Here is a 15156-nt window from a genome sequence, read left to right on the forward strand (position 1 = left end):
GGAGTCAGGAGTCAGGAATAAAAGCTTTGTGCTGTTCAATAGCGCAGCATGAAGTTAGTCATGTTTTAATTTCAACCCTGCACTTCTTTTTCCTGCAACTAACAACTTATGCTTTCGTGAGAATTCTTTGGATGATTTCGACACCAGTGAGTGCCTGCCATAGGAAAAGCCCTAAAATAGTAAAATTTAACAATATATGAGTTATCCGCGCCCAATTGGCTCCTTTTTGCATGAAAGGAGATAGGGATGCAGAAAAAGCAATTAAACCCGTCATTCCTAATCCAGCCAGTAGATGGGGTGCGACAAACAACTTACCATTATTAATGTAAGTAACGGCCATACCTCCTATTGAACCTGCTACCATCAAAGCTAACATGATAGAACCAATTTGGTGGTGTTTGATGGTATAACGCCCCTTAATCAATTCTTTCTTTTCTTCTCCCTGAGCATTTCTAGTCCGCTGTACTTGTAGCCCTAAGTATGCAGCATACAAGGAAAGTGCCAATAGTATCCACATAGTAACTGGGTGAGCAAAGTTCAGCCAGAATTTTATTGTTGGAGTAAGTTCAAAAACCATGTTTTTTACTTCCGTTTATTAAATATTCATAAAACTTAGCATACATTTATTTTCCTCACTCAGCAATTTTTCCCCTGGCTAAAGTGTAATCTTGAATTGAAATCGGTTATATATCTTCATCTGCGTTTATCTGCGTTTATCTGCGTACCCAACGGGCAAGCAAGCTACAATTATCAATGACATCTACCAAAACAGGATATAACTCATGACAGAAAATCAAGATGCCTTATTGCTGAAAGCTGTGAAAACTGGGGATATTAAAGGAGTATTTACACTGCTGTCTGATGGTGCTAACGTCAATGCCAGGGATGTCCATGAGACTACAGCCTTGATGTTTGCAGCGAATTTAGGTTATACAGAAATTGTGCGATCGCTCTTGAATGCGGGTGCTAAGATTAACTTAACTAGAAAACCTTATCAGTTAACAGCATTAATGCTGGCTGCTAGTGCCAATCAAATAGATGTTGTTCAGCTATTAGTCTCGCAAGGAGCAAATGTTAATGCTACTAATGATGATGGTAGTACCGCAATAATGATAGCAGCACTGAAAGGTCATCTTGATATCGTCCAAATCCTGTTAGCGGCTGGTACTGACATAAAAATCACCGATAAAGATGATGATACCGCGTTAAAGTTGGCAATAAAACACAAACAGCCAGCAGTCATTAAAGCTTTATCACAAAATAACCATATTGTCAATAGCCAAGATCCAGAAGGTGAGACAGCATTAATGATTGCCGCAGATTTGGGCTATTTAGAAACAGTAAAAGCATTGTTGTCATCTGGGGCTGATGTCAATATCAAAAATGTTGATCATGGAACAGCATTATTAGCAGCTACAGCTACGGGAAATACCGATATTATCACCGCTTTATTAGATGCTGGTGCGGAAATTAATCACCAAGATAAAGAAGGGGAAACAGCCTTACACATTGCTGTTGTGGAAGAATATATTGAAATAGTAAAAATATTACTTCAACGGGGCGCAGATGTGCAAATCAGAAACCATCTGGGAGATACACCCTTATTGATAGCAGCGTTCCAGGGATATAGCCAAATAGTAGCAGTTTTGCTGAGTGCAGGGGCAGATATGGAAAAGAAAAACTTTGGAGAAGTTGCTCTGACTTTAGCAGTATCTCAAGGACATTTCTCAACTGTAAAACTATTACTTGAGCATGGTGCAGATATTAATAAATTAGCAGATGATGGTAAAACCGCTTTAGTCAAAGCCATAGCTGCAAACTATCCCGAAATATGCCAACTATTGCTAGAAACAGGGGCAAATGTAAATTTGCAAAACGCTGCTGGAGCAACTGCTTTAATGTGGGCTGTAGCTGAAGGTTATAGTCAGGCTGTGGCAATGTTACTACAAGCTGGGGCGGATGTCAATATGAAAAATCAGGGTGGTTATACAGCTTTAATGATTGCAGAGTTTAATAATTATCGGGGTGTTTGTGCAATGTTAAGACAAGCTGGAGCGCAGGAGTAAAAATTTTAGTTTAGATAATTGTGATTAAATTCATCCCAAGTCCATCATCATTTTGACGAGATCCTAGTAAATTTAAATTTTCACCAGAATTCAACCAACCAGATAGGCGTGTTTTCGAGTACAAACAGATAGATGTGCAAGTTTCATCAATTCTTACTGCTGTTAATCCCGCTAATCCTGCTTGTTCTAATTTTTCATAAATCCAAGCGGCAATTTCCTCACTGGTTGGTGATTCTAAACCCATAGATTCATTTAAATAATAGTGATCTAAATAGTTCTCTAACAAGGGGTTGAGATATTTTTTGATATCTGAATAGTCCATTACCATACCCTGTTTAGCACCTTCTGTGGCTAAGGTATCACCAGCTACATAGACAACTCCCCGCCAACTATGTCCATGCAGCCTGGAGCATTTACCATCATGGTAAGGTAATTTATGTGCTGCTTCAAAGCGGAATTCTTTAGCTAGTAGCCACTGATGATTGGTCATTGTACCCCGATATACTTGTGTGTTTGCAAGGAAAGTCTATAGTCAGGTTTTTTTTGTAATATCTGCAAAATCAGCGGTATTGATTTCGAGGAACTGTACCACTCAGGTTGTAAGTAGACAAGCAAATTAGGGTGAGTAGATAGATATTCTTGGTAAAAATCAATTTCTTTACCTGTTTCTATGACTATCTTAACTTCATTAGCTCGACTCCAAAACTGATTTTGCACCGGGTATTTAGGGTTAATATGTTCTTTGGGAGATAGGGTAATCCAAGCTGCTGGGGAAACTTCTTGCCAAAAAGAGCCTGATGTTTCAATACTAACCTGTTTATTTGCGGCTAATACAGCTTGAACTAACTCTGGTAAATGCTTGTGAATGAATGGTTCTCCACCAGTTATGACTACTCTGGGAGATATGATTTCCGCTAAAAGTTCACCAATTGAATGGTTCACTCGTGGTAAATTTGTTCCTCCGTCAGCATAACCAGTATCGCACCAAGGACAACCGACTGGACAACCAGATAAGCGAATAAAGTCTACTAAGCAACCAGTCCAGTATCCTTCTCCCTGAACTGTACTTTGAAAAGTTTCATGAATGGGTAGCTTGATTTCTAAAAGCGACATTTTTTAAATCCATAACCTATTTTGGTTACAAGCTTGGTATATGAAACTTTATATAGCAGAATTCAGGAGCAGGAATAAGGAAGAAGGAGTAAAAATCTTTTATTGTATAGTTTTTATGTAAATTTTATACCTTACTTAAGTACATATTGCTATATTTGAGAATACTTAATAAGAGTTTGAGAAAAAACAACAACTTTCAAATTATAAAAAAAAAAAAGAGAAACATCAAGATGAAATTCTTCAACGACAAGGGTAGAAAGAAGTAAATTTACCTTTTACCGTTACCTTGTTTCTGACTTGATGTTTCCTACTGTGCTAGATGTGAACAATATACATTGTTTTAGTTTGGTTAGAAGTATTGGAATTATCAGTTTTTATGTAAAAATAGCTACTTGAAATACTAATAAATCTCTCTAAAGTGTGATTTTATGATTATTTTCAGTAGTTTTGAGTGATTATTTGTTTGATAGCGAAGCGTGGCGTTAGCCATATCAGGATTTACAGGATTATTATTTGAGAATTAATCAAGAACATTAATATAAACAAATGACAGATAACGATTAAATATCATCCTGTAAATCCTTAAATCCTGTAAATCCTGATTCAGACAATTGTCATTTGAGAATTAATCAAGAACATTAATATAAACAAATGACAGATAACGATTAAATATCATCCTGTAAATCCTTAAATCCTGTTCACGTAGTGTGGAGTTAGCCATTTCAGACAAATAATCAATATTACACAACAAAGTAGATAATATGGCATACAAAAAAGTTTTATGGGTAGGAATTGGGTGCAAAAAAGGCATTTCCCAGCAATTAATTAATTCAGCAATTAAAGAAGTTTTTCAAGAAAATCAACTTATATATAGTCAAATAGCTGGAATTGCCACTATTGATAAAAAAGCCTCAGAAATTGGTTTATTAGAGTTTTGTAAATTAGAAAAATTATCTTTAAAAACCTTTAGTGCTGAAATTTTAAATAATGTATTTGTTCCCAATCCTAGTAATACTGTTACTAAGTTAATGGGAACATATAGTGTTGCAGAAGCAGCCGCTATTCTCGCAGCTTCAGAAATTACATCTAAGGAAATAACGTTATTAGTTCCTAAACAGATTTTTCGTTTACTAGGGGAAGCAATAACAGTAGCTGTTGCTAAATGTGAAAAATTGATATTTTAATCAACTACATTAACAATCTGGTTAATAATACCAGAAACAATTGATAAGACAATTGAACCTAAAAAAGCAGGAATAAAACCCTGAATCTGAAAACCATAACTCGCAGTTAAAGAACTTGCAAACCATAAAGTTAAGGCATTAATCACAAAAGTAAATAAACCTAAAGTAATTAAGGTAATAGGAAATGCCAAAATTCCCAAAACTGGACGAACAATAGCATTGACTAAACCAATAATAACAGCGGCAATTAAGGCAGCACTAAAACCAGTGAGAATAAAACCAGGAACAATTTTAGCCGTAATTAATAATGCTACCGCAGTACCAAGCCAAGTTAAGAGAAAGTGTTTCATAGTTTTGTGACTGAGAACAAAATTAACGTTGCTGGGAAGTGCGTTTTAAGAAAACTTTCCATGTACCACCACCGACTATACCATCAGGTTGTAACCCATAACGAGCTTGAGCAGCTTTAACTGCTGCTTCTGTGGATATACCGAAATCTCCATCTATCGTACCAGTTAAAAAACCCAGGTTTTGTAGTTGTTTTTGCAACTTAATCACTTCTGCACCACTTGTGCCTAAATGCAAAATTGGCCAGCCTTCGGGGGTATATTGAATACCGGGTATTTGTTGATTGACAGAGGTGGGCTGAATGCTAGGATTAGGTTGATTTTTTGGGGTTGTACGTCTGGTAGTTGATGGTTTTTTAGCTCTAGTCGGTTGGGTAGGAACAGTCGTAAAATTACTGGTAGAGTTCGGTGGGGAAGCAATAATATTTGACGGGCTAGGAAACAGTTTTTGCCAAGTGATATTATCTACATTACCACTGGGATTTAAGCCAGCAGCTTGCTGAAACTGGGCAACGGCAATCACTGTACTCTGTTGATATGTACCATCTACAGCACCTGAATAAAAGCCCAATAGCTTCAAAGCGGCTTGAAGTTCAGTAACTCTTTCACCTTGACTACCCATGTTTAGAGAAGGACGATCAATTTTAACCGCTGTATTAACTTGGGCAATTTCGACTGGTGCTGCTGTTGATATTAATGCAGAAGAACTAATCAACACGGGTGTGATGGTTAATAAGAGTAAGCAATGCCAGGATTTTGTGATCATGTGGTTGGGGATATTTGCTATCAGACTATCTTTCATAAAACTTTGATAGAACTTTCTGATGCTTATATTACACCTGATGCGATTCCTAGGTCGCGCAACGCTTACGCTGTTATCTGAAAAATAACGGAGTAAGATGTCAAAAAGTAGCTGTCTGAATAGCTTCCTCTGGGCCAACTAAAGATAAATAAGGATCTTGCAAATATTTACGAGCAGATGTAATTGCTGCCGTTGCTGTGACATTATTAATTAATTCGGGAAACTGTTGATCAAATTCAATCCCTAAACCCAATATTTCATACCAACCATAGATTTGAGCAATATGTCCATTAGTTTGTTTACCCAACGCATATTGACCAATAATTTTGTTTTTAGCAGTTTGTAATGCTTCTGCTGATAGTTCGGCATTAGATAACAATTCTACTTCATGGCGGAGTCCATTAAAAGCAATTTTGGTATTTTCCGGTGCAGTCCCAATATAAACTACGAAGGAAGCGGGAAAAAGTCGAGTTGAATAAATAGCAGATACGTCATAAGCTAAACCTTGCTTTTCTCGTAATTCTACAAACAAACGACTAGAAAGACCATTACCTAAATAGGTGGAAAGTAATTTGAGAGCGGCATATTCTGGGTTAGTTACTGCTGGTCCTAAATAACCCAACATGATAATTGATTGTTGGGTGTTTAAGGGTTTAAGGCAAGATTTAGGTGATACGGCAATGGGTGATAAATTAAGAGTAGGTTGGGCTGAAGTGGGTATTTCCCAATCACCAAAAATACTATTTACTAATTTCTCAGCTTGTCCTGGTGTAATGCGTCCAGCAATGCTAATTACAATATTATCAGGGCGGAAATGAGTTTGATGATATACTACTAAGTCATCACGGGTAATGCTGCTCATGCTAGTTTCATCACCTAAAACGGACATAGAATAGGGATGATTGGGGTACATTACCTGACGTAATTGTTCAAAAGCTAGACCAAAAGGTTGCTCTTTTTGTGAACGAATATCTTGGATTGCTAACCGCTTTTCTAACTCTATTTGATTTTCGGGAAAAGTAGGCGATCGCAATAATTTTCCAGCCAATGATAAAATATCAATAAAATCAGTAGTTACTGTTTTCAAAGATAGCAAAAAATAGTCTGTAGCTGCATCTGTCCCTAAACTAGCTCCCACAGATTCGACTTTTTCGGCAATTTCTAAACTCGATAAACCATCACATCCCTTTGTCATTACTGCTGACAATAAATGTGCTAAACCAGCTTTTTCTCGGTTTTCATGACAACTACCAGCCCGAATAAAAATCCGTCCAGCAATAATATCAGCAGCTTGATTTTCTGATACTAATAAAACAATGCCATTACTTAATACAGTGCGATGAATCAGAGAGCGACTATTAATAGTTTGCATTTTTAATTTCACGGGTTAACAACTAACAAGGCTTGAGAATTGTCACGGTATAATTAGCTGGTGAAAGATACTCTTGAGCTAATTTTTGCAGTTCTTGAGTATCTAAAGATTGGATTTCTTGGGGATAAGTAACAGCTAATTCAGTATAGCCAATAGTATGATAATAACCATAAATATCAGTTAGTTGATTTGGTGTTTCTGTGGAAAAGGCATACTCGTTACATAAAAGCCTCTGAATGCGATTTAATTCTTGCTGACTAATTTCTTGATTTTGCAATTCTTGTAAATGTGAACAAATCAAATTTTCAACTTCTTCCAAATATTCTAATTCTAACCAAGCCGTAATTGTGAATAAACTTGATTCTTGTTGTAGAGAAAAATCACAGTCAATGTCTTGAACAAGTTGTTTTTCTTCCCGCAAATCAGATACTAAGCGAGAAATTCTCCCTTCCCCTAGCAGCACTGATAATAATTCTAAACCATGAACAGCCCGAATTTTTTCGACTCCAGGAACTTTCCACCCCATTATCAACCGTGCTTGTTCTATTCTGGGTAAAATCAACTCCTGACGACAAATTCCTGAAATTATTGGGTCTGTAACTTTCGCAAATTGGGGACAATTATCCCGTTGAGGGAAATCTGCAAATGTCCGGTTTACCAACTCCAAAGCGGCTTTTTCTGCAATTCCCCCCACCACAACCACAGTCATATTTTCTGGTTGGTAGTAACTGCGGTAAAAGCAGCGCATAGCTTCCGGGGAATGCTGCATTAATTCTTCCTCAGTCCCCAACACAGAACGTCCGTAAGGGTGCTGTTGATAAATATTTTTAGCAAGAGATTGAAAACCAACCCAATCGGGATCATCATTGTAAGAGCGAATTTCTTCTAACACCACATCCCGTTCTCTGATAAATTCATCGTCAGGAATGGCTGCATTCAGGAGTAATTCTCCTAAATGGGGAAGGGTATGTTCTAGATAATCAGCAGCGGTTGTAATGGAATAATGGGCGTAATCGTGGCTGGTTGCGGCATTACTCACCCCACCGATTTTTTCAATGTGATAATCAAATTCCCCAGGAAGTAGGTTGGGTGTGCCTTTAAAAATCATATGTTCTAAAAAATGCGCCATACCAAACCAAGGTTCTGGTTCTAGGTTAGTTCCCGCACGTACCCAAACGTCAGCTACCACTACGGGGGTAGTGGAAATCTCTTGGTGAATAAATGTTAAGCCATTATCTAACTTGATAACAGAACCGGGAAACACTTTGTGAGTTAGTTGTTTTGACAATTTTTTGTAGCTTCAACCAAAATTTAATTTTGTCATTCTAACCTTGAATTTGGGGAAATAGACAATTACAGCATGATTTCCGTTGAGTGTCGTAATTTTACGGGATAATTAACCACTCCAGGTACAGAGGATACGGAGAAAATGCAGATGAAATTTGCTATAAAACTTTAGTCTTCAGATTTTGCTAACCATGCCAGTAAATCATCCAAACTGCTAAAATCCAATAGTGCTTCACTCAAATCTTCCAACTTATCTAATGGTAAGCTAGAAATAGAATTGCGTATTTTCTTGGATACTTTTCCAAATCGCTTAGTCAACAGTCGAATAACCAAATTAACAGTTGCTTCCTCTCGTCCCTCTTTTCTTCCTTCCTTGATTCCTTCCTTAATTCCTTCTTTGATTCCTTCTTTGATTCCTTCTTCTTTAATTTCCTGATAAACTCGCGTTTCTTTAAGTGTGATTCCTAACATAGATTCTACCTCTTGACGATTTAGGTTTTCAAATTTGTACATCATAATAGTTGTAATCATCTCTATTATGACGCGACTTGATAGTGATGGTATTTCTTCGTTGGTTCTGCTTAATAAATACCTGGCTGTTTCTGGGGCTGTACTTTCTTCTAAAGTTGTTAGTATCATCACTGCTACCCATATAGGTAATTGATGAATATCCCCCAATTCATCTAAATATACCCGATGTACTTGGTCACTGTTGAGAAATGCCCTAAGTGCATAAATATCTTTTTGTTCGATGTTCCGAGATGGATAAATTATAACTGCTTGCCAATCACTAAATCTAGCACGGTTGCGGTAAAAATATAGCGAAGATTCAGCTAATACTCGTTCGTACAGTAATTCATCTTTTTGGAATTGTACTATGCCTTCGGCACGCTACGCGAACACAGAAATATACTACTCCAGGAGCATCATTTTCTGGAGGTAAAAATACACCATCAATTTCAAATTTTGGTTCTTTGACTGCTACGGAATCAAATCTGTAAGAATTGGCATTTTCCGGGGGATTTGTCAATATTTGGAATAGTAATGATGGATATTGTTGAAATAGTTTGTAAAAGATTGAATCTCGACGCATAAAATATTTTATTTGTTAGGGGTAAATTATAGCACAATCTCTTGATTCAAATTTCTATTAATGAGTAAATATACAATAACCAATACGTCCAACTTGCCAAATGAATGGCTACAATCATCGAATAAACTGACTGATAAGAAGACTTTTTACTTTTGTGGTGGAGTATATTCTGAGCAATAAAACCACCAATCCATCCACCTATAAACTCCCAAAAATGCAGAGTTTTTTCAGAAATCCGCCACTTTTCCTGAGTTGCTTGGTTTTTATCCTGTGCATAAAGCAAGTAAGTAATTAATCCTGTGATCGGATAAATAGCGATCGCTAAAGGATTACTATAAATCATGGATAATTTAATTGTTCCCCAAACAGGTAATATTGAGAGAATAAATAAAATCAATATCCATGCTGCAAATTTTTCCTGAATAGATGCGTTAGTAGCTGTAAGCTTGCCTTTTTCATCAGTTATCAATTGATATTTAATCATATCCCCTTCTTGAGGACGCTTTCGCTTATTTCTGAGATTGGAGATATGCAAGAAAACTTTTTTGTCTCCATCATTAGTTTGAATAAATCCAAATCCGCGATCATCTTTCCAGATCGTTAATTTCCCTTTGTGCATTTACAAATTTTTAAGTTTATTCTATTGTCCTTTATCCATCTTATACTTTAGTTTTGAGAGTATAGTCAACCCTACTGTTAAAGGTACTTGTGAAAACTAGGACAGGAATTTTATTACTTACTTTAGTCATGCCCGGTTTATTGGTAGTATTAATATCGCTTTATTATTTTATTGCAGATTATGATGCACTAATAAAAGCTGAAAATTATGTGGAACAATTAGCCAAAGATGAAAAGGCCAATCAAAAAAGTCTGCAATTTTCTTATCATCGAGCTTTAGCCCATCGGATTAATGTTTTTGCAGATGCTACATGGGGATTATTAGGTGGTGTAATTACAGCAGTAGGAATACATGGTTTAGTCACATTGAAAGAGAAAGATTGATAATGTAGAGACGTTCCATGGAACGTCTCTACTAATTTAAACAGCTAAATTTTCCATTTTCCAACTAGCTAAATCTGCCAAAGAACGATCTCGATAACGTCCATATTTTTCGGGTTTACTCTTAATTTTCACACCCAAATCTGGCACAATCCCAAAGTTAGGAGCCATTGGTTGAAAATGCTTAGGTGCAGCAGTTCTAATAAACTCAAATAATGAACCCATCATAGTTGTCACAGGTAAAATTAGCGGTTCTTTACCCAAAGCTAACCGAGCTGCATTTGTTCCCGCTAACCAACCTCCCGCAGAAGCCGCAGTATAACCTTCTGTGCCTATTAATTGTCCCGCAGCTAATAATGTTGGACGTTCTTTAAATTGCAAACTGGCAGACAGTAACTGCGGTGCATTTAAAAAAGTATTGCGGTGCATGACTCCCAATCTGACAAACTCAGCTTTTTCCAAACCAGGAATCAGTTGAAATACGCGTTTTTGTTCACCCCACCGCAAATTAGTTTGAAAACCTACCATATTCCAAAGTTGACCAGCTTTATCTTCTTGTCGTAATTGAATTACCGCATAATTACGTTCTCCATTCCGAGGATCAGATAAACCCACTGGTTTGAGGGGCCCATAGCGCATGGTATCTTCTCCCCGTCTTGCCATTTCTTCAATTGGTAAACAAGCTTCAAAAAATTTCGCTGTTTCCTTTTCAAAGTCTTTTAATTCTGTTTGTTCAGCTTGACGTAATTCTTCCCAAAAATGTAAATACTGCTCTTTATTCATGGGACAATTCAGATAAGCTGCTTCACCTTTGTCATAGCGAGAAGCCATAAATGCAATATCTTTATTGATAGAATCTCCTAGAATTATCGGACTTGCAGCATCAAAGAAGTTGAGATATTCCATTCCTGTAAACCGCTGTAAATCTGCGGATAAATCTGGACTGGTTAAAGGACCACTGGCTAATACGACAATCCCTTCGGGAATTGCGGTAACTTCTCCCCGACGAAAATCAATTAAAGGATGGTTTGCTAAGGTTTGGGTTAAATCTTCCCCAAATTGTCCTCTGTCTACCGCCAAAGCTCCACCAGCGGGGACTGCGTGTTCATCTGCTTTGGAGATGACAATAGAACCAAGTTGGCGTAATTCTTCGTGTAATAGACCGGCAGCGCGATCGCTCGCCATAGCCCCGAAGGAGTTACTACAGACCAATTCAGCCAAATTTTCCGTATGATGGGCAGGGCTGAAGCGTTTAGGGCGCATCTCGTGGAGAATTACAGGCACGCCGGCTTGGGCTATTTGCCATGCTGCTTCTGTTCCTGCCAGTCCACCGCCAATTACTTGTATCGGTTGTTGTGTCATAGTTGTTTTTTTAATTACTTGGTGTGGTTATAATAACAATTAAGAGCAGAATTTAATCATGATTATAAATAATAAGTTTGCAAAATATAAATAATAGTAGCACAAAATGGTTGGTATTTTCCCTCATCATTTAATTCTGAATAATCTTTAATAAGATTAATAATTTCCTCTTCATTAAAATCGTCATTATCCAATAGTTCTAATTCTGCATCAATCGCAGCTTGACGCATTCTTTGTAACTTTGGAATATTCAAAGATAGATTTTCTATTGTTGTTTCAGCAGCAACTTTTTTACTTGGTTCTTCTATCGGTAAAATTTCACCAGCAGCAGAATAGTTAAAAAACTCTACACAATTTGCTATTAATGGTGAAACTAACAACTTTTCATCATACCACTTATCTTTCTTGTGTCCACAATGTACAGGAACACGGGGTTTATCATCTTCTCCTTGACAGGAAACCATAAGATTAAAATAATCAAATCTCACAGTTTCATTTATACCTTGAGGTTTAAAATGTTCAATATGACAATTTCCTTTATCTATAGCAACACCACAGTAGCAACAAATATAACCTTGTTCTTTTAATAAAGCTTCTAGAAGCCGATCATAAACTACTGTTCTTCTAAAACTTTTCCAACTAGGAATTTTAGCACCTTGCTTAATTTTCCATATAGACAAACTACTTGGTTCTACACCTTTTTGAATATATTTCATTTACGCAAACTTCCTTTTCTCCTAATTAAAATATCTACTTTTACAAACTGCGCTTCATCTTCTCCAATTTTTTCAGCTAATTCTCTTCTTAATTCTTTAGCAGCTTCTAAATCTCCCGCATCAATTAACCGAAATAATTTTAAAAGGTCTTGTTTTATTTCCAGCGGACGTTCAGGAACATCCATTAAATCTTCTAATATTTGATTACTATCTCTACCATAGGAACTTTCAGGACGTTTAGCAATTATACCTGTATCTGTTTTTTCTAGAATATAAATTCCTTGGGGTTTAACTTGACTAATTACTTGGGGTGAATGCGTCGTAACTATAAATTGACATTTGGGAAATGTTCTAGTTAAAGCTGGAATAATTTCTCTTTGCCATTTTGGATGTAAATGCAGTTCAATTTCATCAATTAAAACTACTCCAAAACCATGAAGGGGATTTTCTAACCCTGGGTTAGCAATAGCTAATCTTCTCGCTAAATCTCCTACCATTGCTAATAAGCATTTTTCACCATCAGATAATTGATTAATTATTAATTCTTCTCCATCTTTTTGTAATGTCATTCTTAAAGGAGAACGACGGACACGCAATTTAGTAAAATTGGGAATTAAGGAAGATATAGCTTGTCTAACTGCTTCTAATTGTTTATCTCGATAATCAGGATTATTTTCTAGTCGTAATTCATTTTCTAAATCTTCTTGTTTTCTGAACCATTCAAAGAAAATTCTGAAATCACTAAATGTAGCAGTCAGGGAATTTTCATAAGTAGCTATTTGTTGAAAATCATGTTCTTTTTTAATCCTTATTGGAATATCAAGAACTGCACGATTGGTAGAGTAGTGAATGAGCGCAGGAAGATTGTATTTTTCAGATAAAGATAATTGATGTCTAATATTTTCAACGATTTTGTTTATTTCGGATAAATTTGTATTTGTATCTTTAATACGTCCTTTCTTAACCTTAGTCAAAGACCAAGTAAAACTTTGAGATTCAAAATCAGATATTATTTCATTGTGAGTCTCGTTTTTATCATTTTTTATGTCTTCTTCTCTAAAAGATTTTACCGAGCCAGTAGAGTATTGAATTGCACTAGAAAAGCGCGCTAATAAAATAGCTAAACAATCAAGAATGCTTGATTTACCGACACCATTAATACCAATAAATACTGTTGGTTCTTTTTCATCAAAATCTATTGTTAAATCACCAATTCCGCGAAAAGATTGCATTTTTAACTGTTTGATTCTCATAGTTATCAAGAAAAATTAGCGAAATTCATGACATTTTATCTCATCTTTGTAATTCACTCAATAGTAAGTAAAGAATAGATTATGAAGAATATTATAATCCGTAGTTGACGGATGGGGCGAGAAATTCTCGAAAACATTGGTGATCTAATAATAACTAATGACTAAAATAGAAGTGGTTAGGCGTTATGGGGTTTTAGTAGAATGAGTTGGACAGAAAAACTAGAGCAGTTAAAAGAGTTATTTACAGAAATGGATCAGGCTTTAATAGCCTATTCTGGGGGCGTTGACAGTACATTGGTGGCGAAAATTGCTTTTGATGTGTTAGGCGATCGCACTTTAGCTGTAACTGCGGTTTCTCCTTCTTTATTACCAGAAGAATTAGAAGACGCAAAAATTCAAGCCGCAACTATTGGAATTAGCCATAAAATTGTCGAAACCCAAGAAATGGACAATCCTAATTACACATCTAACCCAGTAAATCGTTGTTATTTTTGCAAAAGTGAATTACACGACACCCTCAAACCCTTGGCTTTAGAGTTGGGTTATCCCTATGTGGTGGATGGTGTAAATGCAGACGATTTACATGATTATCGTCCCGGAATTCAAGCTGCAAAAGAAAGAGGTGCGCGATCGCCTCTAGCAGAAATTGGGGTAACTAAAGCCGAAGTTCGGCAAATTTCCCAACAACTAGGTTTAACTTGGTGGGATAAACCCGCTCAACCCTGTTTAAGTTCGCGCTTTCCCTACGGTGAAGAAATTACCATCGCCAAATTACAGCGCGTAGGTAGAGCCGAAATTTATGTACGAAACCTGGGGTGGCAAAATTTACGAGTCCGTTCCGAAGGTGATACAGCCAGAATTGAATTATCACCAGATAAAATTAAAGATTTCGTCTCAACTACAGATTTACCAACTCTAGTATCCGCATTTCAAAACTGGGGATTTATCTATGTAACCTTAGACTTAGAAGGCTATCGTAGTGGTAAATTAAATCAGGTTTTACCTCAAATCGCTTTAACAAACTAGAGCTTATTCTTCTAAACTTGATGATTGTCAACTTTAGAAGAATTTCTCGCATATTCCCTAAAAACTGAAGATAATTGAAACAAGATTTTATCATTTTTTACTTTCGTAACTAACGTTAAACCGTGGAATAATTCTTGTGGAATTACCCTAATTGTTTTTATGTCCGCAAAAGAATCTGATCTAAAAATTCAGGCTCAAGTAATATTAGATGCAATAGCTTTTACTTCCTTTGAGCAATGTCAACCCTTAAACCGCAGGTTTGATAACATATCTCGAAGTCCTGGTATCTACGCTATTAGACACAAAACGGAAGGATTACTTTACATTGGTAAAGCACAAAATCTACGTAGTCGTTTCAGTGGAGGTCACAAAGCTTTTTTATGGGCATGGCTAGATAAATATGGAGACGAAGATGTGCGTATTGCAGTACAAGCAATTTCTCATTGGGAAAATCCTAGGCTATTATTGGAATTAGAAGCAATTATTCTCAGAGCTACTGAACCTCCTTACAACGTTCAAATACCAAGTGAGCAGTA

18 protein-coding genes (1 of these 18 running past the window's edge) are annotated in these 15156 nt (G+C 36.5%); 5 read left to right on the plus strand and 13 right to left on the minus strand.

The genetic code is table 11. From position 1 onward, the window contains the following. Positions 1-106: 106 nt before the first annotated feature. On the minus strand, positions 107-577 hold the full coding sequence (locus EZY12_20500) for a DUF4079 domain-containing protein (GenBank protein ID QSX67101.1): 471 nt from the start codon (positions 575-577) through the stop codon (positions 107-109). Between the two features lie 205 nt (positions 578-782). Here EZY12_20500 and EZY12_20505 point away from each other — a divergent pair, with 205 nt between their 5' ends. Then, entirely contained in the window at positions 783-2066 is a 1284-nt protein-coding gene (locus tag EZY12_20505) for an ankyrin repeat domain-containing protein (GenBank protein ID QSX67102.1), read from the plus strand. A 10-nt stretch (positions 2067-2076) separates the two neighbouring features. On the opposite strand, the gene queD is transcribed toward EZY12_20505, so the two are convergent. Together queD and EZY12_20515 are read right to left on the minus strand one after the other, a co-directional pair. Then, complete coding sequence (gene queD, locus EZY12_20510) at positions 2077-2556, minus strand: 6-carboxytetrahydropterin synthase QueD (GenBank protein QSX67103.1); 480 nt, start codon at positions 2554-2556, stop codon at positions 2077-2079. After that, positions 2553-3179, minus strand: coding sequence for a 4Fe-4S cluster-binding domain-containing protein (locus EZY12_20515; GenBank protein QSX67104.1), 627 nt, complete (start codon positions 3177-3179; stop codon positions 2553-2555). Before EZY12_20515 ends, queD begins: the two co-directional genes overlap by 4 nt. 761 nt (positions 3180-3940) lie before the next feature. Between EZY12_20515 and EZY12_20520 the strand changes: the two genes are divergently transcribed. Then, entirely contained in the window at positions 3941-4363 is a 423-nt protein-coding gene (locus EZY12_20520; protein QSX67105.1) for a cobalamin biosynthesis protein, read from the plus strand. Here the strand turns inward: EZY12_20520 and EZY12_20525 are convergent. The 7 genes from EZY12_20525 to EZY12_20555 all read right to left on the minus strand — a co-directional run bounded on the left by EZY12_20525 (position 4360) and on the right by EZY12_20555 (position 9883). Then, a complete protein-coding gene (locus EZY12_20525; protein ID QSX67106.1) occupies positions 4360-4713 on the minus strand; it encodes a phage holin family protein in 354 nt (117 codons plus the stop codon). The genes EZY12_20520 and EZY12_20525 overlap by 4 nt on opposite strands. Before the next feature lie 22 nt (positions 4714-4735). Further along, positions 4736-5512, minus strand: a complete 777-nt coding sequence (locus EZY12_20530; protein QSX67107.1) for a peptidoglycan-binding protein — start codon at positions 5510-5512, stop codon at positions 4736-4738. Between the two features lie 100 nt (positions 5513-5612). Continuing rightward, positions 5613-6884: an insulinase family protein gene (locus EZY12_20535; protein ID QSX67108.1), complete on the minus strand. Its 1272-nt coding sequence runs from the start codon at positions 6882-6884 to the stop codon at positions 5613-5615. Between the two features lie 22 nt (positions 6885-6906). Then, positions 6907-8148 carry an insulinase family protein gene (locus tag EZY12_20540; GenBank protein QSX70753.1) on the minus strand — a complete coding sequence of 414 codons (1242 nt, stop codon included), beginning with the start codon at positions 8146-8148 and terminating at the stop codon, positions 6907-6909. Between the two features lie 191 nt (positions 8149-8339). Beyond that, positions 8340-9050 (minus strand): Rpn family recombination-promoting nuclease/putative transposase, encoded by a 711-nt coding sequence (locus EZY12_20545; protein ID QSX70754.1) that lies wholly within the window; start codon positions 9048-9050, stop codon positions 8340-8342. Next, on the minus strand, positions 9028-9264 hold the full coding sequence (locus EZY12_20550) for a DUF2887 domain-containing protein (protein ID QSX67109.1): 237 nt from the start codon (positions 9262-9264) through the stop codon (positions 9028-9030). Before EZY12_20550 ends, EZY12_20545 begins: the two co-directional genes overlap by 23 nt. A 46-nt stretch (positions 9265-9310) precedes the next feature. Next, positions 9311-9883, minus strand: coding sequence for a cold shock and DUF1294 domain-containing protein (locus tag EZY12_20555; protein ID QSX67110.1), 573 nt, complete (start codon positions 9881-9883; stop codon positions 9311-9313). An 89-nt stretch (positions 9884-9972) separates the two neighbouring features. Between EZY12_20555 and EZY12_20560 the strand changes: the two genes are divergently transcribed. Further along, the gene (locus EZY12_20560; protein QSX67111.1) at positions 9973-10266 is read left to right on the plus strand and encodes a hypothetical protein; all 294 of its coding nucleotides are present in this window, start codon (positions 9973-9975) and stop codon (positions 10264-10266) included. A 36-nt stretch (positions 10267-10302) separates the two neighbouring features. Here EZY12_20560 and trmFO read toward each other — a convergent pair whose 3' ends face one another. The 3 genes from trmFO to EZY12_20575 all read right to left on the minus strand — a co-directional run bounded on the left by trmFO (position 10303) and on the right by EZY12_20575 (position 13594). Then, complete coding sequence (gene trmFO, locus EZY12_20565) at positions 10303-11625, minus strand: FADH(2)-oxidizing methylenetetrahydrofolate--tRNA-(uracil(54)-C(5))-methyltransferase TrmFO (GenBank protein ID QSX67112.1); 1323 nt, start codon at positions 11623-11625, stop codon at positions 10303-10305. Positions 11626-11687: 62 nt separating this feature from the next. Then, positions 11688-12341 carry a TIGR02646 family protein gene (locus tag EZY12_20570; GenBank protein QSX67113.1) on the minus strand — a complete coding sequence of 218 codons (654 nt, stop codon included), beginning with the start codon at positions 12339-12341 and terminating at the stop codon, positions 11688-11690. Then, positions 12338-13594, minus strand: a complete 1257-nt coding sequence (locus tag EZY12_20575) for an AAA family ATPase (GenBank protein ID QSX67114.1) — start codon at positions 13592-13594, stop codon at positions 12338-12340. The genes EZY12_20570 and EZY12_20575 overlap by 4 nt, the downstream gene beginning before the upstream one ends. 201 nt (positions 13595-13795) lie before the next feature. On the opposite strand from EZY12_20575, the gene larE reads away from it, so the two are divergent. Beyond that, entirely contained in the window at positions 13796-14620 is an 825-nt protein-coding gene (larE, locus tag EZY12_20580; protein QSX67115.1) for an ATP-dependent sacrificial sulfur transferase LarE, read from the plus strand. A 159-nt stretch (positions 14621-14779) separates the two neighbouring features. After that, positions 14780-15156: the 5' portion of a GIY-YIG nuclease family protein gene (locus EZY12_20585; protein QSX67116.1), read on the plus strand. It continues 1 nt past the right edge of the window; the window shows 377 of its 378 coding nt (coding positions 1-377); the start codon lies at positions 14780-14782; the stop codon is cut by the window's right edge — 2 of its three bases fall inside, at positions 15155-15156.

Origin of the sequence: Dolichospermum sp. DET69, assembly GCA_017355425.1 — a bacterium.
Taxonomy (GTDB): domain Bacteria; phylum Cyanobacteriota; class Cyanobacteriia; order Cyanobacteriales; family Nostocaceae; genus Dolichospermum.